Origin of the sequence: Cryobacterium mannosilyticum (assembly GCF_004402705.1) — a bacterium.
GTDB lineage: Bacteria > Actinomycetota > Actinomycetes > Actinomycetales > Microbacteriaceae > Cryobacterium > Cryobacterium mannosilyticum.
In genome coordinates this window covers 87,914-111,376 of record NZ_SOFM01000009.1, presented here as the reverse complement: position 1 = coordinate 111,376, position 23,463 = coordinate 87,914, and the positions used below count along the sequence as shown (strand labels likewise).

Annotated in this window: 30 protein-coding genes and 2 tRNA genes; 20 read left to right on the top strand and 12 right to left on the bottom strand. The window is 65.2% G+C overall.

Annotation, left to right across the window (positions count from 1 at the left end):
- The first annotated feature begins 153 nt into the window (after positions 1 to 153).
- The 6 genes from E3O32_RS03785 to E3O32_RS03760 all read left to right on the top strand — a co-directional run bounded on the left by E3O32_RS03785 (position 154) and on the right by E3O32_RS03760 (position 3,990).
- On the top strand, positions 154 to 960 hold the full coding sequence (locus tag E3O32_RS03785; RefSeq protein WP_478213459.1) for a hypothetical protein: 807 nt from the start codon (positions 154 to 156) through the stop codon (positions 958 to 960).
- Positions 960 to 1,634 carry a redoxin domain-containing protein gene (locus E3O32_RS03780; RefSeq protein WP_134507153.1) on the top strand — a complete coding sequence of 225 codons (675 nt, stop codon included), beginning with the start codon at positions 960 to 962 and terminating at the stop codon, positions 1,632 to 1,634. The genes E3O32_RS03785 and E3O32_RS03780 overlap by 1 nt, the downstream gene beginning before the upstream one ends.
- A complete protein-coding gene (locus E3O32_RS03775) occupies positions 1,631 to 1,918 on the top strand; it encodes a thioredoxin domain-containing protein (protein ID WP_134507151.1) in 288 nt (95 codons plus the stop codon). Before E3O32_RS03780 ends, E3O32_RS03775 begins: the two co-directional genes overlap by 4 nt.
- Complete coding sequence (locus E3O32_RS03770; RefSeq protein WP_134507149.1) at positions 1,915 to 2,550, top strand: DUF3105 domain-containing protein; 636 nt, start codon at positions 1,915 to 1,917, stop codon at positions 2,548 to 2,550. Before E3O32_RS03775 ends, E3O32_RS03770 begins: the two co-directional genes overlap by 4 nt.
- 94 nt (positions 2,551 to 2,644) lie before the next feature.
- Positions 2,645 to 3,025 (top strand): BlaI/MecI/CopY family transcriptional regulator, encoded by a 381-nt coding sequence (locus E3O32_RS03765; protein ID WP_134507147.1) that lies wholly within the window; start codon positions 2,645 to 2,647, stop codon positions 3,023 to 3,025.
- A complete protein-coding gene (locus E3O32_RS03760; protein WP_134507145.1) occupies positions 3,022 to 3,990 on the top strand; it encodes a M56 family metallopeptidase in 969 nt (322 codons plus the stop codon). The genes E3O32_RS03765 and E3O32_RS03760 overlap by 4 nt, the downstream gene beginning before the upstream one ends.
- A 199-nt stretch (positions 3,991 to 4,189) precedes the next feature.
- Here the strand turns inward: E3O32_RS03760 and E3O32_RS03755 are convergent, their stop codons facing one another.
- From E3O32_RS03755 to E3O32_RS03745, 3 genes are read right to left on the bottom strand one after another with little or no spacing between them, the layout of a single operon-like run.
- The gene (locus E3O32_RS03755) at positions 4,190 to 4,426 is read right to left on the bottom strand and encodes a hypothetical protein (protein ID WP_134507143.1); all 237 of its coding nucleotides are present in this window, start codon (positions 4,424 to 4,426) and stop codon (positions 4,190 to 4,192) included.
- Positions 4,423 to 4,653: a hypothetical protein gene (locus E3O32_RS03750; RefSeq protein ID WP_134507141.1), complete on the bottom strand. Its 231-nt coding sequence runs from the start codon at positions 4,651 to 4,653 to the stop codon at positions 4,423 to 4,425. The genes E3O32_RS03755 and E3O32_RS03750 overlap by 4 nt, the downstream gene beginning before the upstream one ends.
- Positions 4,650 to 5,042, bottom strand: a complete 393-nt coding sequence (locus E3O32_RS03745) for a hypothetical protein (RefSeq protein WP_134507139.1) — start codon at positions 5,040 to 5,042, stop codon at positions 4,650 to 4,652. The genes E3O32_RS03750 and E3O32_RS03745 overlap by 4 nt, the downstream gene beginning before the upstream one ends.
- A 243-nt stretch (positions 5,043 to 5,285) precedes the next feature.
- On the opposite strand from E3O32_RS03745, the gene lnt reads away from it, so the two are divergent.
- Together lnt and E3O32_RS03735 are read left to right on the top strand one after the other, a co-directional pair.
- Positions 5,286 to 6,878, top strand: a complete 1,593-nt coding sequence (gene lnt, locus E3O32_RS03740; protein ID WP_134507138.1) for an apolipoprotein N-acyltransferase — start codon at positions 5,286 to 5,288, stop codon at positions 6,876 to 6,878.
- A 211-nt stretch (positions 6,879 to 7,089) separates the two neighbouring features.
- Positions 7,090 to 9,201, top strand: coding sequence for a heavy metal translocating P-type ATPase (locus E3O32_RS03735; RefSeq protein WP_241974535.1), 2,112 nt, complete (start codon positions 7,090 to 7,092; stop codon positions 9,199 to 9,201).
- 147 nt (positions 9,202 to 9,348) lie between these two features.
- Here E3O32_RS03735 and E3O32_RS03730 read toward each other — a convergent pair whose 3' ends face one another.
- The 5 genes from E3O32_RS03730 to E3O32_RS03710 all read right to left on the bottom strand — a co-directional run bounded on the left by E3O32_RS03730 (position 9,349) and on the right by E3O32_RS03710 (position 12,584).
- Positions 9,349 to 10,461 (bottom strand): sensor histidine kinase, encoded by a 1,113-nt coding sequence (locus tag E3O32_RS03730; RefSeq protein ID WP_198417516.1) that lies wholly within the window; start codon positions 10,459 to 10,461, stop codon positions 9,349 to 9,351.
- A gap of 2 nt (positions 10,462 to 10,463) precedes the next feature.
- Positions 10,464 to 11,156: a response regulator transcription factor gene (locus E3O32_RS03725; protein ID WP_134507131.1), complete on the bottom strand. Its 693-nt coding sequence runs from the start codon at positions 11,154 to 11,156 to the stop codon at positions 10,464 to 10,466.
- 110 nt (positions 11,157 to 11,266) lie between these two features.
- Positions 11,267 to 11,536, bottom strand: a complete 270-nt coding sequence (locus E3O32_RS03720) for an SHOCT domain-containing protein (protein ID WP_134507130.1) — start codon at positions 11,534 to 11,536, stop codon at positions 11,267 to 11,269.
- 65 nt (positions 11,537 to 11,601) lie between these two features.
- Positions 11,602 to 11,997: a sulfocyanin-like copper-binding protein gene (locus E3O32_RS03715; protein ID WP_241974534.1), complete on the bottom strand. Its 396-nt coding sequence runs from the start codon at positions 11,995 to 11,997 to the stop codon at positions 11,602 to 11,604.
- A 212-nt stretch (positions 11,998 to 12,209) separates the two neighbouring features.
- Complete coding sequence (locus E3O32_RS03710) at positions 12,210 to 12,584, bottom strand: hypothetical protein (RefSeq protein WP_134507128.1); 375 nt, start codon at positions 12,582 to 12,584, stop codon at positions 12,210 to 12,212.
- 456 nt (positions 12,585 to 13,040) lie between these two features.
- On the opposite strand from E3O32_RS03710, the gene E3O32_RS03705 reads away from it, so the two are divergent.
- The 7 genes from E3O32_RS03705 (at position 13,041) to E3O32_RS03675 (ending at position 18,287) form a co-directional block, all read left to right on the top strand.
- Complete coding sequence (locus E3O32_RS03705) at positions 13,041 to 13,523, top strand: hypothetical protein (protein ID WP_134507126.1); 483 nt, start codon at positions 13,041 to 13,043, stop codon at positions 13,521 to 13,523.
- A 93-nt stretch (positions 13,524 to 13,616) separates the two neighbouring features.
- Entirely contained in the window at positions 13,617 to 14,222 is a 606-nt protein-coding gene (locus tag E3O32_RS03700; RefSeq protein ID WP_198417515.1) for a DUF305 domain-containing protein, read from the top strand.
- A gap of 169 nt (positions 14,223 to 14,391) precedes the next feature.
- A complete protein-coding gene (locus E3O32_RS03695) occupies positions 14,392 to 14,580 on the top strand; it encodes a M23 family metallopeptidase (RefSeq protein ID WP_134507218.1) in 189 nt (62 codons plus the stop codon).
- Complete coding sequence (locus E3O32_RS03690; RefSeq protein WP_134507122.1) at positions 14,567 to 15,847, top strand: M23 family metallopeptidase; 1,281 nt, start codon at positions 14,567 to 14,569, stop codon at positions 15,845 to 15,847. Before E3O32_RS03695 ends, E3O32_RS03690 begins: the two co-directional genes overlap by 14 nt.
- A gap of 230 nt (positions 15,848 to 16,077) precedes the next feature.
- Entirely contained in the window at positions 16,078 to 17,019 is a 942-nt protein-coding gene (gene lgt, locus E3O32_RS03685; RefSeq protein ID WP_134507120.1) for a prolipoprotein diacylglyceryl transferase, read from the top strand.
- A 21-nt stretch (positions 17,020 to 17,040) separates the two neighbouring features.
- Positions 17,041 to 17,493, top strand: coding sequence for a cytochrome c biogenesis CcdA family protein (locus E3O32_RS03680; protein WP_134507118.1), 453 nt, complete (start codon positions 17,041 to 17,043; stop codon positions 17,491 to 17,493).
- A gap of 62 nt (positions 17,494 to 17,555) precedes the next feature.
- The gene (locus tag E3O32_RS03675; RefSeq protein WP_241974533.1) at positions 17,556 to 18,287 is read left to right on the top strand and encodes a multicopper oxidase domain-containing protein; all 732 of its coding nucleotides are present in this window, start codon (positions 17,556 to 17,558) and stop codon (positions 18,285 to 18,287) included.
- Positions 18,288 to 18,378: 91 nt separating this feature from the next.
- On the opposite strand, the gene E3O32_RS17865 is transcribed toward E3O32_RS03675, so the two are convergent.
- From E3O32_RS17865 to E3O32_RS03655, 4 genes are all read right to left on the bottom strand, one after another.
- Positions 18,379 to 18,861, bottom strand: a complete 483-nt coding sequence (locus E3O32_RS17865) for a DUF4395 family protein (protein ID WP_420898091.1) — start codon at positions 18,859 to 18,861, stop codon at positions 18,379 to 18,381.
- A gap of 10 nt (positions 18,862 to 18,871) precedes the next feature.
- Complete coding sequence (locus tag E3O32_RS17860; RefSeq protein ID WP_420898090.1) at positions 18,872 to 19,111, bottom strand: hypothetical protein; 240 nt, start codon at positions 19,109 to 19,111, stop codon at positions 18,872 to 18,874.
- A 261-nt stretch (positions 19,112 to 19,372) separates the two neighbouring features.
- Positions 19,373 to 19,448 (bottom strand) — tRNA-Arg (locus E3O32_RS03660).
- Between the two features lie 44 nt (positions 19,449 to 19,492).
- Entirely contained in the window at positions 19,493 to 19,753 is a 261-nt protein-coding gene (locus E3O32_RS03655; RefSeq protein ID WP_134507114.1) for a thioredoxin domain-containing protein, read from the bottom strand.
- A gap of 126 nt (positions 19,754 to 19,879) precedes the next feature.
- On the opposite strand from E3O32_RS03655, the gene orn reads away from it, so the two are divergent.
- The 5 genes from orn (at position 19,880) to E3O32_RS03630 (ending at position 23,442) form a co-directional block, all read left to right on the top strand.
- Positions 19,880 to 20,500, top strand: coding sequence for an oligoribonuclease (orn, locus tag E3O32_RS03650; RefSeq protein WP_134507113.1), 621 nt, complete (start codon positions 19,880 to 19,882; stop codon positions 20,498 to 20,500).
- Positions 20,501 to 20,548: 48 nt separating this feature from the next.
- Positions 20,549 to 20,624, top strand: a tRNA-His gene (locus E3O32_RS03645).
- A 219-nt stretch (positions 20,625 to 20,843) separates the two neighbouring features.
- Positions 20,844 to 21,743 carry an ABC transporter substrate-binding protein gene (locus tag E3O32_RS03640; protein WP_134507111.1) on the top strand — a complete coding sequence of 300 codons (900 nt, stop codon included), beginning with the start codon at positions 20,844 to 20,846 and terminating at the stop codon, positions 21,741 to 21,743.
- 38 nt (positions 21,744 to 21,781) lie between these two features.
- Positions 21,782 to 22,132 (top strand): metallopeptidase family protein, encoded by a 351-nt coding sequence (locus E3O32_RS03635; RefSeq protein WP_134507109.1) that lies wholly within the window; start codon positions 21,782 to 21,784, stop codon positions 22,130 to 22,132.
- 23 nt (positions 22,133 to 22,155) lie between these two features.
- Positions 22,156 to 23,442 (top strand): D-alanyl-D-alanine carboxypeptidase family protein, encoded by a 1,287-nt coding sequence (locus tag E3O32_RS03630; protein WP_134507107.1) that lies wholly within the window; start codon positions 22,156 to 22,158, stop codon positions 23,440 to 23,442.
- The last annotated feature ends 21 nt before the right edge of the window (positions 23,443 to 23,463 follow it).

Sequence of the window (23,463 nt, the reverse complement as noted above, 5' to 3'; positions counted from 1 at the left end):
CGGAGCTGGCCCATGGAACAAATTCTGTTCTCGACAACGATTCTCGCGGCATTTCTCGGCGGTGTCGTCGCCCTGATGGCGCCGTGCTGTGTGTCCGTGATGCTGCCGGCGTTTTTCGCCTCGAGCTTTCGAAGTCGCACCCAAATTCTCGGAATGACGCTCGTGTTCTCGGCCGGGATCGCCACGATCATCCTGCCAATCGCACTCGGTGCCGCGCTCGTGAGCCGAATCCTGTTCCAATACCACTTCGGCATCTTCAGCGTCGTCGGCCTGCTCATGGTGGGGGTCGGCGTCGCCACCCTGCTCGGCTGGAAGTTGATGCTTCCGATGCCATCCGGGCGCGGTGGTGGAACCGGCATCGGATCCGTCTACAGCCTCGGGGTCTTCTCCGGTGCGGCTAGCGCCTGTTGCGCCCCGGTGCTGGCCGGCGTGGCAGCACTATCCGGGGCGGCGTCGTCGATCCCTGCCGCAGCTGTGGTGGGTGTGGCCTATGTCTTCGGCATGGTCGCACCATTGACCGTGTTAGCCCTGGTCTGGGACAAGAAAGACTGGGGCAGCAGCCGCGTGATGTCGGCATCCGTGCCGCTCTGGCCCGGCTCGGGCAAGCGGATGCCGCTCGTGACGCTGGTATCGGGCGGGTTGATGGTTGCGATGGGAGCCATCACCATCGCCCTGGCAGTGCAGGGTCCCGGAATGGCACCCGACGGGTGGCAGGTCGAGGTCGCCGCCGCGCTCGGGCACAGCGCCGCGCTCATACTGCAGTTCCTGTCGTTCGTTCCCGGCTGGATCACCTCAGTCGCCGTATTCGCGGCGTTGGTCCTGCTCATTTGGCTGGCGCTGGCCAGCCGAGCCCGGGCCAGCCGACCCTCGACGGAATCGGCCCCGGCCGCCTCGCAGCCCGAGCACGCGCACACCCCCACGGACACGAACACGAACACGAAAACGAAGGAATCCGAGTAATGGCTTCACCCAGCACGACCCCCCCACCGTCCGGCCCGATGAAGCGGACGGCTCACCCGCGACTGTGGAGAACCCTGATCGTGATCGGCGTCCTCTCCGTGCTCCCAGCCATCTTCTTCGTCACCCTGACTGCGCAGCCCTCTCCGTCGGCGCCCACCGGAGCGGCAGTGGCCGCCAGTTACGCGGTCGGCAGTCCCGGTCCGGGCGAGAAGGCTCCCCCGTTCTCTCTGCCCTCCACTGCGGGCGGGATCGTCAACCTCAATGACTATCGGGGCAAATCGGTTCTCTTGTTCTTCCATGAGGGAATCGGCTGCCAGCCTTGCTGGGATCAGATCCGAGACCTGACCGCCGCTGACGCACTGTTGACGTCGGCCGGGATCGACGAACTCGTCACGATCACCAGCGGACCTGTCGACTTGATTGCTCAGAAGATGTCCGATGACAAGCTCACGGCATTGGCCCTGGCGGATACCAGACTTGATGTCTCCATCGAGTACGACGCGAACAAATACGGCATGATGGGCGATTCCCGGAACGGTCACAGCTTTGTCCTGGTGGGCCCGACCGGTGACATCGAGTGGCGCGCGGACTACGGCGGCGCGCCCGATTACACGATGTATGTTCCGTTGGAGCAGATCCTCTCCGATATGCAGGACGGCCAGGTGGCCTCGTGACCCGGATCATCCTTTTGACCCAGGCTTCCTGCGTCTCCTGCGAGCAGGCAAAGATCGCACTTGCTCGGCTAGCCTTGGAGTTCCCCCTCGAAGTCGAAGAGATCCCTCTCGGCAGCGAAACCGGTCGGGCGCTGGCACTTCGACACGCTGTCGCCTTCGCTCCCGGAGTCCTCGTCGACGGTGCGCTCTTCAGCTACGGCCGCCTCCCGGAAAAGAAATTGCGCCACCAACTCAGCCAACTCGTGAAGATGACGGGCGCAGCCCGGATAGGAGCCTCCGAATGAAGCCCAAGAACCTGGGGACGGGAGCGACCCCGCATCGGCAGGCTGTCGTCGCATCCGTGAAGGCAGATCTCAAACGCGCCGAGCGGCGCCGCAAACTCTGGTTCTATGGTTCTGGGGCCGCGATCATCCTCGCAGCCGCCCTGACCGTCACCCTGGTGATCGTGTCCGGTCAAACGGGATCGACCCCGATCGCCACTGGGCCGATACGAGGGGTCGTGAGCTCGGAGGGCCTGGGTCGAGACCACGTCGTCAACAAGGTGGCGTTTCCTGCCGTGCCTCCCGTGGGCGGCGACCATTCCGAGCAACTCACCAACTGCGGAATCTACCCGGACCCGGTCGACACCTGGAGAGCGGTGCACTCCCTCGAGCATGGGGCCGTCTGGGTCACCTACCGCCCCGACCTCCCAGCCGACGAACGCGACATGCTCGCCGCGCAGGCTGCCGACAACGACTATGAACTGCTCAGCCCATATCCGGATCTGCCGGCACCCGTGGTCGTCAGCGCGTGGGGCAAGCAGCTCAGCCTGCAGAGCGCTGACGACCCCAGGTTGGCACAATTCCTGGCCACCTACTTGCAGGGCCCCCAAACTCCCGAACCCGGTGCTCCCTGTTCTGGCGGGATCGACGGCTGACGCACCCGATCCGCGCGGCCAGTCCCATCCGGTACTATGCTGAGTAGTTGAAGACGGATGCCGGTGGCAGCCCCGCTGGAAGGGAATGTGCGCGATGCGTCAGTTGGGCACACTCGAGAAGCTCATCATGGATCGACTGTGGTCCTGGAATCACCCGGTTGCCGTGCGCGAGGTTCTCGAGGACCTCCAAAAGGACCGTGTCCTCGCGTACACCACGGTGATGACCGTGATGGACAACCTGCGTCGCAAGGGCATCCTGACCCGGGAGAAGGATGGTCGGGCCTACCGCTATCGCCCGGTGATGACGCGCGAACAGTACACCGCGGCCTTCATGGGGACGGTGCTGGCCGGGAGTGCCGACACTACCGCGACGCTGCTGCATTTTCTTGAACAGATCCCGCCCGCCGAGGTCGCTCGACTCCGTGAGGCCCTGAATCAGAGCACGGAGCACGGCCCGAGCGCCGCCGCCCCATGACCGCGCCGGCCGCCCTGATCCTCTACGCCGCGCTCGTGGCCGGCCTCGGACCCATGATCCTGCGCCGAATCCCCTGGCTCGAAAGGTCACCCCGGCTCGGAATCGCGGTCTGGCAAGCCCTCAGTCTGTCGCTGGTGTCCGCCGTCGTGTTCGCCGGACTGAGCCTCGCGATTCCGGCGATCCCTTGGACGACGAACCTGGCGGAGTTCATCCGCGCCTGCGCGATGACTCTGCTGGCGCAATACTCCACCCCCGGCGGTGCCGCCGTCAGCGCGACGGGGGCCGTCGCGACCCTCGCCGTGCTCGGCAGGGTCTGCTACTCTCTCATCGCCGTCCGGGTCCGCTTGTCCCGCGATCGGCAAACCCAGCTGGATGCCCTTGCAGTTCTCGGCGAGCGACACCGTGACTACGACGCGTTCGTGATCGAGCATGCGTCGGCCGCCGCCTACTGCCTGCCTGGTCGCCAGCATCGGGTCGTTCTGACGAGTGCGGCGTTGACGGCGCTCGATCACAATCAGCTCATCGCCGTGCTCGCGCACGAGCAGGCGCACCTGCGCGGTCGGCACCACCTGATCCTGGCCGCGGCCGAGACGCTGCACTGCGCCTTCCCCCGGATCGCGGTCTTCCGCGAAGCCCGCGGCACGCTCGGCCGTCTCGTCGAGATGCTGGCAGACGACGATGCCGCACGGCGCAGCGGCCGGACTACTGTGGCCACGGCGCTCGTGCGATTGGCCGAACACGGCCTCGCCCCGGCCCCGGCGCTCGGCGCCGGTGGCGAGTCGGCCGTCCTCCGGGTGCGACGACTTGTCGCCCCGCACCGACCGCTCGGTGCGGCGAGAACCGTGATAGCGGCTGCGGGCGCGGGCGTGCTGCTGGCGCTGCCACTGTTCTTCGCTCTCGCTCCCGCCACCGCCGCGGGCACCATGCCGCCCTGCCCCCCGGGCGATACATCCCTCACCATGTAGCTCAGAAGCCCGCCCCGACGCGGGAATCCCCGGCCGGGCGGTCGCCGGCCGGGGATTCCCGTGTCACTACGGGTGTGTCATCGCGCGGAGCAGGTGCAGCTTTCCCCGCATTCGTGCGGAGCGTCGGTGGTGGGTTTGCAGCAGCCGGACAATGTGGCCTCCTTCCCTTTCATGATGAGTTGCGGCGGATGAAAGGACGCTACGCGCGAGTCGACGTGCCGTCTGTGCGGTTGAGTGGAGTCACTCGCAGCGTCGCCAGCTCCGCGCGCAAGCGGGTCAGCTCCGTTGCCTCGGTCGTCGATGAGGCCAGGCGGTCCATCGATTCGGCCGGATGGCCGTGGGCACAGTGGCCCTTGAGCATCGGGCGCACGCAGAAGAGGTAGGTCAGGGTCACCGACGCCAACAGAATCGCTGCAGGCAGGATGAGCTCGGTCATCGGGAACCGTCAGCCGCAGTCGGCGGGGTCGCCGTCGATCGGAGGTCATGCTGGTTCGCACGCAGCAGGTCGGCCTCGGCACGAAGCGTAGCCAATTCAGCCGCGTCGCCGGGCGACAGGGAAGTCGCCGCGCCGTCGTGCTTCTTGCCGCGCATCATGAACCACATCATCAATCCCATACCGACGGGGCAGGCAAGCAGAGCGAGGGTATAGAGGACCTGGCTCATGATTGCCCCTGCTCGGTGGAATGCGTGTGAGCGGACGTGGACGATGCGGCCGCATGATGAGCCTTCATCTTCGCGCCCATCCTCGCTCCGCCGGATTCACCCATCATGTCGGCCATGTCCGTGTCGGTCATGTCGGTCATGTCGGCCATGTCCATGTCGGTCATGTCGGTCATGTTCATGTCGGTCATGTCGGTCATGTCCTTCTTCATCTGCCTGTGCATCTTCGCCATGGCGGCGGTCCCTGCGTGCCCCCTCACTTCCTGAGATTCCGTGGTCCCCGCCATGCCGTCGGTCGTGAGCGCGCTTTGGGCCGCGTATGCAGGGGCGACTGAGCCGGCCACGATCAATCCAGCGGCCGCCAGCGAAGATATCCAGATTTGTGTGCGCATGAGCGCCTCCCTTTCGGTTCTACTATCATTCATAGTAGTAGGTGGGCCTCGTCAGGACCTCCTGCTCAGGACAACACACAGGAAAGCGTCAGCGCGCTCGGTGTCGGGCGGCAGGTTCCGCGATATCGCGACTGTGGCCGTTTACAGGATGGAACGGGCGCAGCGCGTCCCGGGAGGATTGAGAACATCGAAGCATCCCTGACAGACCGGGCAGCGGAGCCAACGCTTCGGAAGGCCGGTCCCATGCTCGACCGCGACTTCCAGCGGCGAGCAGATCACCGACCCCTCACCCTGGCGAGCGCGACCGGACTACCGCTGTGGGCCGCAATCCTGCTCGCGGCCGGTGCCGGAGCGATTCTCGACGGCGCCTTCCCGGATCGAGGCTGGTGGGTTCTCGCTCCGGTCGGGGTGGTCCTCATGCTCCTGGCGCTGTTAGGTCACGGACCGGGGGCCGGATTGCTGATCGGAATGGTTGCCGGCCTGTCCTTCTGGCTGGTACACATCAGCTGGCTCACCCTTTACCTCGGACCGGTCCCCTGGCTGGCCCTGGCCACCCTGCAAGCCATCTTCTTCGGAGCCAGCCTTGCTCTGATCGGCGTCGTGCTGCGGGTCGGGCCCCGAGTCTGGTCAGGCGCACCGGGGCGTCTCGGAGTCGTTCCGGTCATCGTGGCCGGGATCTGGACGGCGCGAGAAGCCCTGACTGCGGTCTGGCCCTACGGCGGATTCGCCTGGGGTCGGGTGGCCCTCTCCCAGTCGGAGAGCCCCTTCGGCTCCCTCGTCGCCTGGGTCGGCATGTCCGGTCTGAGCTTCATCGTCGTGTGGTTGAGCGCCCTCATACTGCAGTTGCTCCGGGAGTACCGGCTTGAATGCGCCCTGCGGTTGGGAATCGCCGTCGCTGCCATTGCCATTCTGCTGGCGATGCCGGCCTTGCCCACCATCCAGACGGGCAGCACACGGCTCGCGGCGGTTCAGGGCGCCTCCGATGCCGGCCTCTTCGCGCGGTACGCGCCCGGCCAGATCCTGGCCGACCACGCCTCCGCGACCGTGCCGCTCGGCGGCGAAGAGGTCGATTTCGTGGTCTGGCCCGAAAACAGCAGCGACATCGACCCGACCCGATCCGCGGATGCCGCCAGGGTCAGCGACGACATCAGCCGGGCGATGAACGCGCCTCTGGTCACCGGCACGATCACGGAACGCGACGGCAAGTTCTACAACTCTTCCCTCCTGTGGAAGGCGGGCCAGGGCGCCGTGGGTGTCTACGACAAGGCGCACCCGGTCCCCTTCGCCGAGTACCTGCCGGACCGAGCATTCTGGCGCCCCTTCGCGCCGGAACTGGTCGACCTCGTTTGGCGTGACTACGAGATCGGCACGCGCGGCAACGTGTTCGACCTCAACGGCATCCTGGCCGGGATCGCGATCTGCTTCGACATCGCGGACGACCGACTGGTCCGGGAAATGATCGACGGGAAGGCGCAGATCATTCTCGCCCAGACGAACAACGCCGATTTCGGACGCACCGACGAAAGCGTGCAGCAGCTCGCCATCGCCCGGCTCCGCGCCATCGAGGCCGGTCGTACCGTCGTCAACATCTCCACCGTCGGCTCGAGTGCGATCATCACGCCCGACGGCAAAACCCTCGACAGCCTCCCCACCTGGGAACCGGGCGCCATGGTGCAGACCGTGCCGCTCAGCGACACCGTCACCCCCGCGATGCGGGTCGGCAGCGGCATCGAATGGCTCGTCTCCGGGCTCGGTCTCGCCGGCCTGGCGCTGTGCCTTCTCTGCGCGCTCCGGCGCCGGTCGGGAACAATCCACCGCCCTCTGCGGTTTCAATAGATACCCCCTTGGGGTATATAGTTGATGTTGTCGCATAACGCCGCGGCCTCACGGCAGCGTCCGATTTTGAAGGGAAGAGTTTCGCATGAGCGAAAAATCCACATCCAGGTCGTCCGGCACCGGCAAGTCCGGCGGTCACGACGCGTCGGACCAGACAGGCAAGACGGAAAAGATGGGACCGATGGACCACTCGAAAATGGGTCATTCGAAAATGGACCACTCCACAATGGGCGCCGTCAAGGGGGCACCACCTGAACGCAGCATGCAGGACACGATGGGACACGGCGGCCACGGCGGCATGTCCATGGACGGCATGATCAAGGACATGCGGAACCGGTTCATCCTCGCGGCCGTCCTGTCGATCCCGATCACCCTCTGGTCGCCGATCGGACGCGACGTGTTCGGCTTCACCGCGCCAACCCCATTCGGTCTCCGCGACGATATCTTCGCGTTGATCCTGTCCCTGCCGGTCATCTTCTACTCCGCCTGGATCTTCTTCGATGGCGCCGTCCGGGCGCTGCGGGCTCGCACCCTCGACATGATGGTCCTCGTGGCCGTCGGCGTCGGAGCCGGCTGGGTCTACAGCCTGATCGTCACCCTCACCGGCGGCGGCGACGTCTTCTACGAGGCCGCGACCGTGCTGACCAGCTTCGTCCTGCTCGGCCACTGGTTCGAAATGCGCGCCAGAGGCGGCGCGAACGACGCTGTCCGCACCCTGCTCGAACTCGCCCCGTCGATGGCGCTCGTGATCCGCGACGGCGAACCGGTCGAGGTCCCCACCGCCGAAGTGATCCCCGGCGACCTGCTCATGGTGCGCCCCGGTTCGAAGATCCCCACCGACGGTGTCGTCGAAGACGGCGAATCCGACATCGACGAGTCCATGGTCACCGGAGAAAGCCTCCCGGTCGCCAAAAGCATCGGATCACCCGTGATCGGCGCAACGGTGAACACCACCGGAACCCTCCGGGTCCGCGCAACCGCGGTCGGCGCCGATACCGCCCTGGCCCGAATCGTCGCCCTCGTTCAGGAAGCGCAGAACTCCAAAGCCCCCGGCCAGCGCCTCGCCGACCGGGCCGCGTTCTGGCTCGTCCTGGTCGCCCTGATCGGCGGCACCGCGACCCTCGTCACCTGGCTCCTCCTCGGGTCCACTCTGCCCACCGCCATCCTCTTCGCAATCACGGTCGTCGTGATCACCTGCCCCGACGCCCTCGGACTCGCCACCCCGACCGCGATCATGGTCGGCACCGGACTCGGCGCCAAACGGGGCATCCTCTTCAAGACTGCCACCGCCCTGGAAACCTCGGCCCGCATCGATGCCGTCGTGATGGACAAGACCGGCACCCTCACCCAGGGCAAACCGGAAGTCACCGACTTCGTCGCAATCGGGATGGACGAGAGTGAACTCCTCGCCCTCGTCGCCGCCGTCGAACGAGAATCAGAGCACCCCCTCGCCGGCGCCGTCGTCACTTACGCCACCGCCCAGGGCGCAGCCGTGATGACCGCCTCCGAGTTCCGCAACGTTCCCGGCCACGGTGCCGGCGCCACCGTCAACGGCCACGAGGTCTTCGTCGGCAACCGCAAACTGATGCTCGCCCAGGGCATCGACATCGACCCGGTCGCGGAAACCCGCGAGAGACTCGCCTCGACCGGACGCACCGCCGTCCTCGTCGCTGTCGACGGGAAAGCCAACGGCGTGATCGCCCTCGCCGATGCCGTTCGCGAAACCGCCGCCGCCGCCGTCGCCGCCCTGCACGACGCCGGCATCCAAGTCGTCATGCTCACCGGCGACAACGAGGCAACCGCCGCCCGCATCGCGTCCCTACTGGGGATCGACACCGTCATCGCCGAGGTCCTCCCCGAAGACAAGTCCGCGAAGATCAAAGAACTCCAAGCCACCGGCAAACGGGTCGCCATGGTCGGCGACGGAGTCAACGACGCTCCCGCACTGGCGCAGGCCGACCTCGGCATCGCCATCGGCGCCGGCACGGATGTCGCCATCGACACCGCCGACGTGGTCCTGATGCGGTCCGACCCACTCGATGTGCCGATTGCCCTGAGGATCGGCAAGGGCACCCTGCGCAAGATGCGCCAGAACCTCGGCTGGGCCATCGGCTATAACGCCCTCGCCCTCCCCATCGCCGCCGGTGTCTTCTTCCCCAGCCTCGGCATCCGGTTGAGCCCGGAAATCGCGGCCCTCTCCATGTCCGGCTCCAGCGTCATCGTCGCAGTCAACGCCCTCCTCCTGAAGCGGCTTCACCTTCCAACGGCCGCCGGCCTCAGCTCGGACGCGGCATCCACTCCGGTGCCGATCGAAGCCCCGTAGAAGGTGAACGACAGCGGCCGCGTGGACGGTCCACGGCCTGGCCTCCAGAAAGAACCAGGCGTTCCTGGCCGCACTGGCTAGGTACGGGGCAGGCTGCCCTCGGCGCGGCACCCGAGGCAACCCGCCCTCGTGTTGACGCCCGACGTGTCAGCTTTCACGGCCGCCTATGCGCAAAGGCAGGACTACCGTGAAGCTCGCCCCGCGTTCAGGGCCGGCCGACGATGCGGTGACGTCCCCACCGTGCGCGCGTGCAATCTCGCGGGCGATCGTCAGGCCGATCCCCGATCCTGCTGACCGACGGGCCTGGCTTGGCACACGGTAGAACCGCTCGAATACCCGCTCTCTATCTTCCTCGTCCAGGCCCACTCCCGTATCGCTCACGACGACCTCGCCGCGGCCACCGGCACCACGCGCAGTGATCGTGACGGTTCCACCGGCGGGAGTGGCATGCAGAGCGTTACCGAGAAGGTTGGTCAGAACTTGGGTCATTCGGTCGGGATCGACATGCACGGGGAGTGCTGTGTCGGCGTCAAGATTCAGCGTGACCGCCGCATCATCGAATTGAGGTGAGAGGCGCGCAGCGGCGCGGCGAGCAAGGACGGCCAGGTCTGCCGTGACCGGGTTCAGGTCGAGTCGCTGCTCTTGAGCGCGCGAGAGGCTGGAGAGGTCGTCGGAGAGCCGGTGCAGGCGACGCAGTTCCTCGCTGAGGGAGCCGAACGTGTCGGGGCCGGCGGTGAACACACCGTCGATCAGGCCCTCGACGTAGCCGTCCAGCACGGTCAGCGGGGTTCGCATCTCATGCGCAACTTCCCCGAGCAGCCGTGTGCGCCGGGACTCCGTTTCGGCCAAGGCCCGGGCGAGGGTGTTGACGTCAGTGGCCAGCGCGGCCAGTTCCGGCTCGGAGGGCACGGGAACCGTGCCTCCGTACTTTCCCGCGGCAATCAGCTTCGTTGCGGCCCGCACCGCGTTGAGGGGTCGGAGAAGACGACCGGTCACTGCCGCCGCCACGAATCCGGCGGCGACGACACTGGCCAGCACGCCGATGATGAGCGAGGTCGTCAGGGCGGAGAGGAAGGCGGAGCGCACGCTCGTCGCGTCCATGCTCCCCATGGACATGCCCGTTCCGTCACTATTCATCATCATCCCCAGCCGATCCTCGAACAGGCGTGGGGCGAGCAGCGAGATTGTCAGGTAGGCGACGATGCCGCCGACCACGGCAACCGCGGCATAGGAGATGAACAGCCGCAGCGACAGGCGCATTCTCATCGGGGCCGGCCCACGAATTTGTAGCCCACTCCGCGCACGGTGGCAATCAGGTGCGGGTCGCCGGCGTCGTCTCCGAGTCGCGCGCGCACACTGCGGATGTGGACATCGACGACCCGCTCGTCGCCGTAGAAGTCGTAGCCCCAGACTTTCTCCAGCAGTTGCGCCCGTGAAAACACTCGCCCGGGCTCGGCGGCAAGTGCGGCGAGAAGGTCAAATTCCAGGCTCGACAGCACCACTGGTGTTCCGTTCGCCTCGACTTCCCGGTGGGCCGGGTTGACGGACAAGCCGTCGAAGTGAAGCAGGGGGTCTGCATCGGTCCGGTCGCCCCGATTGTCACGACGCAGCATGGCCTTCACGCGGGCCATGACCTCGCGCGGGCTGAACGGCTTGGTCACATAGTCGTCCGCACCCACACCGAGTCCGACAAGCTTGTCGACCTCCTCGGCCCGCGCTGTGAGGAGGATCACGTACGCGTCGCTGAAGCTGCGCAACTGCCGGAGGACTTCGAGTCCGTCCATTCCCGGAAGCATCACGTCCAGGAGCACGAGGGCCGGAGGATCGTTGCGGAGTGCCGCAAGCGCCTCAGCGCCGTCCGCGGCCTCCGCCACCTCATAACCTTCTGCCTCCAGGTAGCCGCACAGGACTGTCCGGATCTGCGGCTCATCGTCAACGACCAGGACCTTGTGCATGTCTCACCCCTTTCCTCTGATTATGGCCGCAACGACAGGCCGGCAGCGCCGGAACCGCCGAGCGGCGCCGACGCTGAGCCGTGCTCACGGGACTCGTTGAGAGAGAACTTTCATCGGACCTTGTCTTCGAGGAGCTTCAACCGTTCCCGATATTCCGTGGTGTCCAATTCGCCCTTCGCGAAGCGGTCATCAAGGATCTGACGTGCTTGGCTCCGTTCCCCTCGTCCCTGGGTGAGCGGAGAATCTCCGCGTTGACCTCCACCATCCGTTCCGCCGGCAAACGCTCGCACGGCCCAGATGACCAGCAAGACGATTGCGGCGAGCATGAGTAGCCCGACCGGCCATCCCCACGCCATGTTGTATCCGTTGCCCCACATCATTTCTTCTGCTCCTTCGGTTTTGTTCGTTGTTGATTGTGAATGTGCCCGGGGACCGGGCTGGAAATTCAGGTGACGGTCAGCTCGCTGTACATTCCGGCCGAATAGTGTCCGGGCAGGTTGCAGACGACTTCGTAGCGTCCGGGCGAAAGCTTCAGCGTGACCCAGCTTGACGCTCCGGGAGCGATTCCCTCGCCGGCGCCGGCGCCGCAGTTGGAGGATGCCTCGCCGAGATTCCTTTCCTCGTCAACCTGGCCTTCACGTGACACGGGCCGGGTGCCGACGACCTGCGAATCAGCCAGGGGGAGGATGACCAATTCGTGGCTGATGCTGCCGCCATTGGTCGCGAGAAAGGACACCGTCCCGCGACCAACGAGCGCTTGATCAATGCTCAGACGCATCGCTCCACCGAACATTTCCCGGTTGCCGCCACCAGACATCATGCCGGGGCTGTTGCCCATCATGGGGCCTCCCCTATTCGTCAGATCCACGTTCACGACCCTCCCTGGTAGCCGGGGGGTAGGGCATGAGGATCGGGAAGCGAGCAAGGGCAGGGGTTGCCCCCCGCTGAGGGCATTGCCCGCGCCAACAGACAGGCCCGTGAGCCCCACGATTGCCAGCGTTCCGCTTGCGATCGCCGCGGCGATCATCGTCTTCTTTCGCATGATGCACTCCTTCAGCGCGTGGTCGGCGTCATTCCCGAACCCATTCCTGAGCCCATTCCCGGGTCCGCGTGCATGCCCATTCCGGCACCAGGTTCCACGCCCATCCCTATTCCCATTCCCATTCCCATTCCCTCACCCGGGGTGTGTGTCGCGTTCACCATCGTGTCGACGCGAATCTTCAGCTGCGCCACTACTGCGGTCTTCTGATCTGATGTCAGAGTGGTGTTGGTGCCGAGATTGGCCTTGAGCGCCGCGAACATCGCGTCTGTGAGCCCCGAAACAGATTTGCCCTGGGACTTGGCGACCGCCGCGAGCGACTCGCCCGACATCAGCCGGTCCTGCAGCTCAGTCTGGTTCAGGCCGAGGTACCGTGCCACCGCGGTCATCGGGGAATTCTGGCCGAGCATTGTTCCGGACATGTGGCCGAACTGTCGGATTCCGACGGCTGGCGAGGACGTCGACACCGGCTGTGGAGTCGTGCCATCGCCGACATCCGCCTGAGCGGCGACAACGCCGCCGGTGAGGAGCGCTCCGACCAACCCGAGCCCAACCAGTCCTCCGGTAATGCTCCTTCGGTTCGTTTTCATCTTTCCCAGCCCCTTTCGCATTCAGGCACCGATTGGCGCCTTCACACCAGCATGCGGACGCGGCATGAAGCTTCGACCTCCGGGTGTGTGAAGGTTCGATGAAACCCACCGCCTGCGCATTCGTCCTGGCCGCGAAGTCCAGTCACCGCCCGCGCCCCGGCCGTTGCTATCCGTTTCACAGGTACCCGCACCCGAAAGTCGATACTGTGGGAGGGTATACGCGAAGTCAGCGACAGCCATGGACTCGGAGGTGAGATGAAGCTCGATCGCAGTGCACGCTCGACACACCTCAGGCGGCCTCCGCTCCGGTCCTCCCTGGTTGCCTTGCTCGCCATGGCCGCAATGCTGGTCGGTCTCAGTGCCATGAGTTCGACCCATGCCGGGCATGAGACCGGCGGGACCGCACCTGAATCCGCATCGGACCAGAGCCACCGTGCGGATGTCGGCTTCGCCGTTACGGGTATCGCCGCCGCGGGTAGCGCTGCCGCTGCGCTGTCCGTTGCCGCACACTCCGGCTTCGGGATGCTCGGCTGCCTCGACTGCGTGCTGGACTGTGCACTCCTCGCGATCACCTGCACCATTGTGATCGCGCTCGCTTCGCTGATCATTCTTGCTCGGTCACCGTCCGTGTATCGTCGGCTGCTCGACGCCGGCGGCCCCGTCGTTCGCCGACTGGGCGGGCCGACACTCGACATCTACTGCCCGAGGCTGACCGTACTTTCCATTAGTCGCATTTAGACCGAAACCCTCCGCGCGCCGTCACCAGGACGCGCGGAATCATGCGCCCCTCGGCGCTCCGGTTTCTTTGGCCTGACTATGAATGGAAGTAAAATGCTCAAATCACGTACCTATCTCCTCACGGGATTGGCCCTCGCCGCGGCGCTCACGCTCAGTGCCTGCACCAACGGGACAGCCCCCAACGCCTCATCCGGCTCCTCCAGCGTCCCCTCCGCCTCCGCCGCCTTCGCGCCGGCTGATGTGACTTTTGCGCAGATGATGATCCCCCACCACGAACAGGCCGTCGAGATGAGCGACAGCATCGTGGCCAAAGACGGAATCGATAAGCGCATTCTCGACCTCGCCACCCAGATCAAGGCGGCCCAACAGCCCGAGATCACCCAGCTCAAGGCGTGGCTCCGTGACTGGGGCACCGATGAGGCCAGCACCCAGGGCATGGACGGAATGTCGGGGATGGGCGACGGATCGGACGGAATGATGTCCGATGGCGACATGACGGCTCTCACCGATGCGACTGGCGCGGATGCCGGCAAGCTCTACCTGAAGCAGATGATCGTCCACCACGAGGGCGCCGTGAGAATGGCGCAGTTGGAACTGGATGAGGGTCAGAACGTGGACGCGAAGGCCATGGCGTCGAACATCGTGAAAAGCCAGACCGATGAGATCGGCGTCATGAAAGACATCCTCGCGACCCTGTAGGGCCCTTCGACACCCGGGGCACCGCGCTGGCGGGCCCGTTCATCCTTCGAACAACAACGTGAATCCTCCAATCCAGGGGCAGTTCACGGTCGGGGCGCCGATCTCGACGGACTTTGGGCCGCGAGTGCCGCCCTGCGACGGTTGCTCGGGCTTCCCCAAGGGACTGGATATGAGGAAGGGTTCCCTCGCTCTCACCGTGGGGCAACCCGTTCTGGTCGGCCAGCTCGTGGGGAACGTCGGCTCGACCGGCCAAAGCACCGGACCACACCTTCATTTCGAGATCCGGCTCGACGGCACAACGCCGACGGATCCATTTGCCTGGCTCACAGAGAAAGTACGTCCCAATGGCGCAAATTAGTTACCACCCGCAAACGTCCAAACGCCCGTTCATCGGGAAATGGGCCGGGGCTATGGTCGCCACGGTGTCGCTGGTCGCCGTCATCGGTGTGACGTCCCCGGCGGCAGCGGGCGAGTATCCGTCGTGGTCAGATGTCGAGACCGCGCGTTCCAGCGAGACGTCCAAGCAGATTCAGATCACCGCACTCAAGGACCTGATCGCAGGGCTCGCGACCGAGGTGGCGACGGCCCGGGACCTGGCCGTTCGACGCGGCGCCGAGTACGAGCACGCACAGGGCGCATTCGACGAAGCCACCTACCGTGCCACCACTCTCCAGAGCCAAGCCGATGACGCCACCCAGCGCGCCGGCCTCTCCCAACAACAGGCCGGCCGATTGGCTGCAACGCTGGCCCGTGCGGGTGCGTCCGATCTCTCGATGACCCTCTTTCTCCAGGGCGAAAACTCCGACGCCCTGCTCTACCAGCTAGGCGCCATGAGCAAGCTCACCGAGCGTTCAACCATGATCTATGACAGGGCAGCAGCGGACCGGAATTCGGCGACCGCATTGACCGACCAGGCGAAGGTAGCAAAGGATGCGCTTGGCGCCTTGGCCAGGAGAGCCGAGACGGCGCTCACCGAGGCCATCGCGGCCAGAGCCGCACTGGAGTCCAAGCTTGCGGAACAGCAAGAGAACGCAGGCACTCTCCAGGCGCAACTCGCGGTTCTCAGCGAAAATCGTGCCGCCACTGAAGCTGACTACACCAAGGGCGAGGAAGTGCGTCGAGCAGCCGAAGCGGCAGCGGCAGCGGCAGCGGCAGCGGCCGCAGCGGCCAGGGGTGGTGGCGGAGGATCCGCGCTCGACGTCGGTCAGCTCAGCGAGCAAGGCTGGGCGCTTCCCATGTCTGGCTGGATCAGCGACTCCTTCGGCCCACGCCCCTCCAGACCCGTCGCCGGAGTGGGCGCCTTTCACTACGGAACCGACATTGCTGCCGGGTGCGGGCGAGCGGTATCTGCCGCGACCGGAGGCACGGTCATTTACGCCGGGTATCTGGGAAGCTACGGCAACTGGGTCCTCCTCGACCACGGCAACGGCGTTCAGACCGGCTACGCACACAACAGCCAAATCCTGGTAAGCAATGGCCAGCAGGTTGCCGCCGGCGAGACCATCTCCCTCGTGGGCACGACTGGGGCATCCAGCGGATGCCACTTACACTTCGAGACTCGAGTCGATGGCGCCCGAATCAACCCGGCGCCCTTCATGAGCGCGAGAGGGATCGCCCTTGGATGACCGCAGGCGGAAGTCCCGGATTGGCGGAACTGTCGCCCCCAACGCCGTTCCGACCACACTCGTCCTCGACACAAAGGGCCGGTTGTCCGCTCGGATATTCAGCCGGATCCCCGACTCCAGCGTCCTCGATGCGCTGATCAAGACCGCGCTCGAACCAGAAGAATGACCATCTCACGGCGGCACACGAGCGCCCGCCGCCCGCGCCAGACCCAGGAAAGCACGCCCCACCCATGACCATTCCCACCAGCATCCCGAGCCCCGACATCAGCTCCATCCAGGTCGGACCCTTCCAGATTCACTTCTACGCCCTGTTCATTCTCACCGGCATCGTTGTCGCCGTGATCCTGACCTCCCGCCGACTCACCCGCCGCGGCGGAGAGCCCGGGATCGTCCTCGACATCACGCTGTGGGCTGTCCCGTTCGGCATCATCGGCGGACGGCTTTACCATGTGGTCACGCATCCGACGGACTATTTCTTCCCCGGAGCGGATCTCTGGAAGACCCTCTATGTGTGGGAGGGCGGGCTGGCAATCTTCGGCGCCATCCTCTTCGGTGGCCTCGGAGCGTACATTGCCTGCCGTCGAGCCGGAGTGCGATTCCTCTCGTTCGGCGACGCCCTTGCCCCCGGCATGCTCCTCGCCCAGTCGTTCGGGCGCCTCGGCAACTACTTCAATCAGGAACTTTTCGGCACCCCCACCACTCTCCCGTGGGGCCTGCAGATCACCCCGTCCCAGCCCGCGTTCCCGACCGGATTGCCCGCGGACACCCTCTTTCACCCCCTGTTCCTGTACGAGATTCTGTGGAACTTGGCCGGCGTCATTGTCGTCCTGCTCGCCGAACGTCAGTACAACCTCCGCTGGGGCAAGACCCTCGGCCTGTACCTGATCATCTACGGGGTGGGCCGCACCTGGTTCGAATCCTTCCGGCTCGACCCCACCGAATTCGAGTTGCTCGGGATCAAAATCAACATGATCACAGCCACGGCAGTCGCCGTCGTCGGCCTCATCCTGATCATCGTCCAATCGCGCCGCCATACGGAACCGGAACCAAGCCCATACCTGCCCGGTCGGCAATGGACCTCGCTTCACCAACCGATCACGGAACTCCCACCGACTGCCGCATCCACTAACGCCGACGACGTACCGACCGGCGACGCCACCGGACAGAAATGATGCCGTCGACGAAGAGCAGCGATGGGTGAAAACTTCGCCCAAATCGTCCTCAACGGGCAACTGCTGATGGCCATCCCCATCGCCGTGCCGGCCGGCCTCATCTCATTCGCTTCCCCCTGCGTGCTGCCATTGGTCCCCGGATACCTGGCCTACGTCGGCGGCATGGCCGGTCAAGAAGGCGCCCACCCCCGGCGGCGCCGCCTGACCGGGGTCGGCCCGTTCGTCCTGGGCTTCTCGGTGGTGTTCATCTCCTATGGCGCCGCTTTCGGAGCGGCAGGGTACTGGCTGGTCCCCTGGCAAGATCCGATCACCCGCGCTCTCGGAATCGTCGTGATCATCATGGAAATTCGCACGGTCAACAGGGTTAGCGGCTCCGTGCTGATCCTGATCGGGGTACTCATGGCCAGCGGGGTGTGGACGATGTGGATCTACAGCATGCAAGCGCTGATCGGCGGCGTTGAGCTCCCGATCTAACCTGTCTCACCCTCACGTTCCGCCCTCGTATCCAACGCTCTTGCAGAACCCACGACGGCGTCTTGGACGACTGGCTCGACGGCATCACCGGGACTCCCCAGGAAGCCCTCGACGAGCTGTCCATGGGAATGAATATAACCGGGACGAAAATGAGCATGAAACACATGCTCATGGCCTCCCACAGCTCCTACCTCGGCGGCTACGCAGGGGACGCGACATGCCGGCCCATCTCTTCAACGGCAAAACAACCAGTGACGCCGAAGTCCTTGCTAGCCCTCCCGGCAACCGCGTTCGCCTGCGCATCCTCAACGCAGCAGGCGACACCGCCTACCGGGTCGGCCCCGGATGCAGCGGGGCTGCCCACCGTGCTGGAGGGAAAAGTCACCGACGGCGGTCGGCTGAAGGGTCACGAGTCCGTCCTGCTGCCATCCCGGTCGCCCGCCCGCGGGCACACCATGCGCCTGACCGGCACCATGGCGAAATACAACTGGGGCATCAACGGCCGTCATTTTGACATGCTGAACCCCTTCGCCGGCGCCTTCGAGGTCGCCGCCAACGACCGCATCCGAGTGAAGATCATCAACGAGACGAAGATGTTGCACCCCATGCATCTGCACGGGCACACTTTCCAAATTGCCGGCAACGGAGCCCGTGAGGACACCGTCATCGTCCGTACTAACGAAACGGTGACCTTCGAATTCGAGGCGGATGATCCCGGACAGTGGCTCGCCCACTGCCACAACGCCTATCACGCTGGCCGCGGCATGATGGGTGTCTTCTCCTACGTCCGCTGATCCTCCGGTAGCTGACTGGCAGGACGATCATGGACGGACCACGACGCCAATGCCCGAAAGGCACTGTGCTTCTGTTGCGTGGCCCTGCCGTTTACTTTGCCGCCGCGTGAGCGAAAATCAGTCTGTAGAACCATGATCCGAGACACCAATGGGTGGTGGCGAGGATTGTGCCTCCGAGAGCGACCATTCCTCCCAGCACGAATCCCAGCGCTGCGAATCCGTAGTAGAAGGACAAGGCTGAACCTACAATCAGCACAGTAGACAGCAGGTAGGAAAACCGTCGTGGACTCGGCGTGGGGGGAAGCGCCGGAGCACGAAACAGATGGCGGACGCCCAAGTTATAGACCAGGTCGAGAATCATGCCACGGGGGAATAGTGCCCCGGTGAGAGGAACGATTGCCCCCACACCCAGAAAAATAGGCGACTGCAAGACCAATCCGACAACGATCAAGACAGTGCCAATTGCCGGTGTGAATCGTAGGGGCCGCGAGTAGCAGGACTTGGCGTCATCATCGAGGCCTCCAAATCCTTGCTTATCCAAGTTTGTCTTCGTGAATTCTCTCAGTGCCGCCATCTTCAATTCCCTAGTGCTGGGCATGGATTACCCCATGTAGCCAACAGGGGCTGTTCGCCTTCTTTGTTGAAAGTCTGCAATGTTTTAAACTACCGCAGTCCGCTGAATAGCCAGGCTGCGCGTTCGCCGAAGCTGAGTCGTCCTGTGACCTTATCCCCACGATCCGCCGTGTCTCGGCGTCGGTGACGATCTTGACGAAGCCGCGAATATCCCGGTTGACTACGGCCCGGGGGACGTATTCAAACGGCAGGACCCGGCAAGCACATCGGATGCCGGTCGCGTCCCCGGTGCCCTAGATTCGCGGGTTCGAGCTGGTCAACATGATGTTGACCACAATCTCGCCCCTCTCCCCCAGGTTGACGCGGACCGCGCCCAATCGAACTATGTCGCGTACCTTCTCTCCGAGCTCCCATAACGGGCGGGCACGGTGGAATAAGCGTTGACTAAACGTTGAGTGCATCAAGTCTTGGCTTTTCCATGAGGACAAAAAAACCTGATCAGACCACGTTCGTGGTGCCCCCGGTTGGAATCGAACCAACGACAAGCGGATTAGAAGGCCGCTGCTCTATCCACTGAGCTACGGGGGCGGGGAAAGCGGTTCAACGATACAGCAGACGGCCCGCCGGGTTGGTCACAGGACCTTCGCGATTGCCACGAGCACCTGGGAGAGGGTGGGCACGCCGGTCGCCCGGAACACCTCCGCCCCGGCGGAATCATGCACGATGACGGTCGGCGTGATCCGGATGCCGCTGGCCTCGGCCTCCGCGGTGTCCCTGGCCACGTCGAGCTCCCGTACGTGCGCCTGGGGAACCAGGCGCTCCACCTCAGCCAGCACCGCCCTGGTCTGCCGGCACGGCTCACAGAACGCGGAAGAAAAATAGGTCAGTTCCATCAGGGGTTCCCTTCCAGACGGTGCCGGGGCAACGTATCCGTGCCGTCGACGGTGTCGGAACCAGTCTAGGTCGGCGCGGGGCCGCTCCCCCCAGGGCCGGTCGGTGGCCGCCGCTAGACTCGTCACATGACAAAAAGTAGTGACCGGTTGGTTTGGATTGACTGTGAGATGACCGGTTTGGACCTGGATTCGGACGAACTCGTGGAAATCGCGGTCGTGATCACCGACTACGACCTCAACATCATCGACCCGGGCCTCGACATCGTGATCAAGCCGAACGATTCCGCCCTGGCCAACATGGGTGACTTCGTTCGGGAGATGCACACCTCCTCCGGGTTGATCGAGGAGATCCCCAACGGGGTCAGCGCGGCCGAGGCCGAGTTCGAGGTCCTCGAGTACGTGCTGAAGTTCATCCCGGCCGAGCAGAAGGCCCCGCTCGCGGGCAATTCGATCGGAACCGACCGGGCCTTCCTCTCCAAGTACATGCCACGCCTGGACAACCAGTTGCACTACCGCAACGTCGACGTGTCCTCGATCAAGGAACTCGCCCGCCGCTGGTACCCGCGGGTGTACTTCAACGCGCCGGCCAAGGACGGCGGTCACCGCGCCCTGGCCGACATCCTGGAATCCATCCGCGAGCTCGCCTACTACCGCCAGACGGTCTTCGTGACCGACCCCGGGCCCACCAGCGACCAGGCGAAATCGCGCGCGGCCGAAGCCGTGTCCACATTCAGCCCAAACGTGTAATAGAATTCTTGAGTTGCCGCTGCTTCTTCGGGAGAAGCGCAACACATGGTGGTTGTAGCTCAGTTGGTAGAGCGTCCGGTTGTGGTCCGGAAGGTCGCGGGTTCAAGCCCCGTCAGTCACCCCAATGTCGCAGAAGCTCCACCTCGGGTGGAGCTTCTGCGTTTAAGCCCCGAACATGGTCCGGTTCCGGCCGGCCTCCATCACGATCCGGTTGTCATTCCCGGCGCTGTGTCCTCCGGCAGCGCTCCCTCCCAGCCGGCCTCATAGACTCCGGGTGAATCCTTCCGTTCCGGCTCCGCGCCGCACACTCGACGGGTGGGGGAAAACAGACGAAGGAGTCTCCATGCGCGTGCGCTATGCAGTCCCCGCAGTCGCGGCCCTGGCTGCGCTGCTCTTGACCGGTTGCGTCAACAATTCCGCCGGTTCACCGGGCGGCTCCACCGGGACCGCGACCGGCACCGCCGTGGGCAAGGATGACACGGCCGCGGCCCTGCTGCCGAAGGAGATCACCGCAGCCGGCGTTCTCGTGATCGGCACGAGCCCGAACTACTCCCCGAACGAGTTCAAGGACGACTCCGGCAACCCGATCGGCTGGGGCATTGAATTGACCGATGCTCTCGCCGCCAAGCTCGGCCTCACCGCCGAATACAAGGTGGCCAACTTCGACACCATCATCCCGAACATCATCGGCGGCAAGATGCACGTCGGTGAGTCTTCGTTCACCGACAACGTCAAGCGCGAAGAGCAGGTCGACTTCGTCAATTACTACACGGCAGGCATCCAGTGGGCATCGGCCAAGGGGAAGTCCGTCGACCCCGAGAACGCCTGTGGGCTGACGGTTGCCGTGCAGGCCACCACCTACGAGGACACCGATGAGATCCCGGGGAGGAGCGATGCCTGCGTCGCGGCCGGGAAGCCACCGATCACCAAGTTGAAATTCGACACCCAGGACGCTGCGACCAACGCCGCCATCCTCGGCCAGGCCGACGCGTTCAGCGCCGACTCGCCCGTCACCCTCTACGCGATCTCCCGTACCGGCGGCAAACTGCAGACTGCCGGGAAGACGTTCGATGTCTCGCCCTACGGCCTGGCCGTCGCCAAAGGGGCACCACTGGCCAAGGCCGTGCAGGCCGCCCTTCAGTCGATGGTCGATGACGGTTCCTACGCAGCGATCCTCGACAAGTGGGGCGTCGCCGACGGCGGGCTCGACACGATCACGATCAACGCCGCGGCGAACGGCTAGGCATCCCGATCGCCCCGCGCCCGTGAGATGCTGAACGGATGCTGCAACTGGGTCCCGAGGAGTTCGAAAGTCTGGTCATCGACGAACTCGACCTCCTGCCCGACGATATGGTCGACGGGCTCGACAATGTGATCTTCGTGGTCGAGGACCGCCCGGAAGACGGCGAACTGGACACCCTGGGTCTCTACGACGGCGTGGCGCTGACCGAGCGCGGCCAATACGGGTTCGGCGAGATGCCCGATCGCATCGTGGTGTTCCGCGAACCGCTCCTCGAGCTGTGCGCCGATCTGGACGACCTGCGCGACCAGGTGCACATCACCCTCGTGCACGAGATCGCGCACTACTACGGCATCGACGACGACAGGCTGCACGACCTCGGCTGGGGATGACCGGCGCTTGCTAGCCTGAACCCATGAACAGATTCCGACCTGGCCGTTTCATCGGCATCACGGTCGGCGCGCTCGCGATCCTGCTGATCGGCGTGTACGGCCCGGCGACCCTCCTCGGTCCGCTCCCGGCCGCGACCGCCACTCGGTTGACCCCCGCGCTCAATGACGCCACTCCGTTCCCACCCGTGCTGCCCGCTCAGGGAGGCAGCGCCATCGTCGCCCTCGACACCGCAGCCCCTGGCGCGACAACACCGGATGCCTCCGCGATAGCGAAGACCGCCCCGATCGCCGTCGGCGGCAACGCAGACGCACTGCCGATGGCGTCGGCCGCGAAGATCGTGACCGCGCTGGTGGTCCTGGACGCGAAGCCCCTGGCAGCCGGTACCGCGGGTCCGAAGATCCCGATCACCACCGCCGATTACCAGGACTACATCGACTACGGCAACTCGGGCGCGCGCACCGTCGTCGTCTTCCCCGGTGAGCTGTGGACGGAGACGGAACTGCTCCAGGCGATGGTCCTCGGCTCCAGCAACAACCACGCCGACACCCTCGCGCGCTGGGCGTTCGGCTCCATCGACGCCTATGTCGCGGCCGCCAACACCTGGCTGACCGCGCACGGCCTGGACGGCACGACGGTCGCCGACGCCAACGGCCTCCACGACGCAAGCGCCGGAACGGCCACCGACCTGGCCCGCCTGGCCGGCATGGCCGCCTCCGACCCGGTCATCGCGGGAATGCTCTCCCAGCCCCCGTCGGCGCTGGTCGGCCAGCGCGGCGTCGACAACACCACGGCCTATCTGCCCGACGAGGGCATCACGGGCGTGTCCCGCAGCTACACGGATGCCGCCGGCGTCTGCTTCCTGTTCACGGCCCGTGTCAGCAGCGATGAATCCGTCTTCACCTTCTCCGGAGCGGTGATCGGCGAACCCGACTACGACACGCTCAAGACGGATCTCACCGCGTTGATGGAGAGCGCCCGCTCCGGGGTCAGCGAGCTTCCGGTGCTGGCCAAGGGAGACGCCTACGTGCGGTTCAGCACCCCGTGGGGCGCCACCTCGTCCGGAACGGTGCGCGCCTCGAAGAGCCGGTTCGGCTGGCAGGCCCAGGCTCCCGGGGCGGCCACGGTCACCCTGGACACCTTCTCGACGGGGCGGGCGGGGCGCACCATCGGCCGGGTGTCGGTCGAAGCGGCCGGCACCCCGGTCTCGGCGCCGCTCGTGCTCGACCGCACGATCAGCGCACCGGGTCCGGGCTGGCGCCTATTGAATCCGGTCCCCATGATCACCGCGCTGCTGGCGGCGCGCCGCTAACCCTCAGGACTGACGGACGGC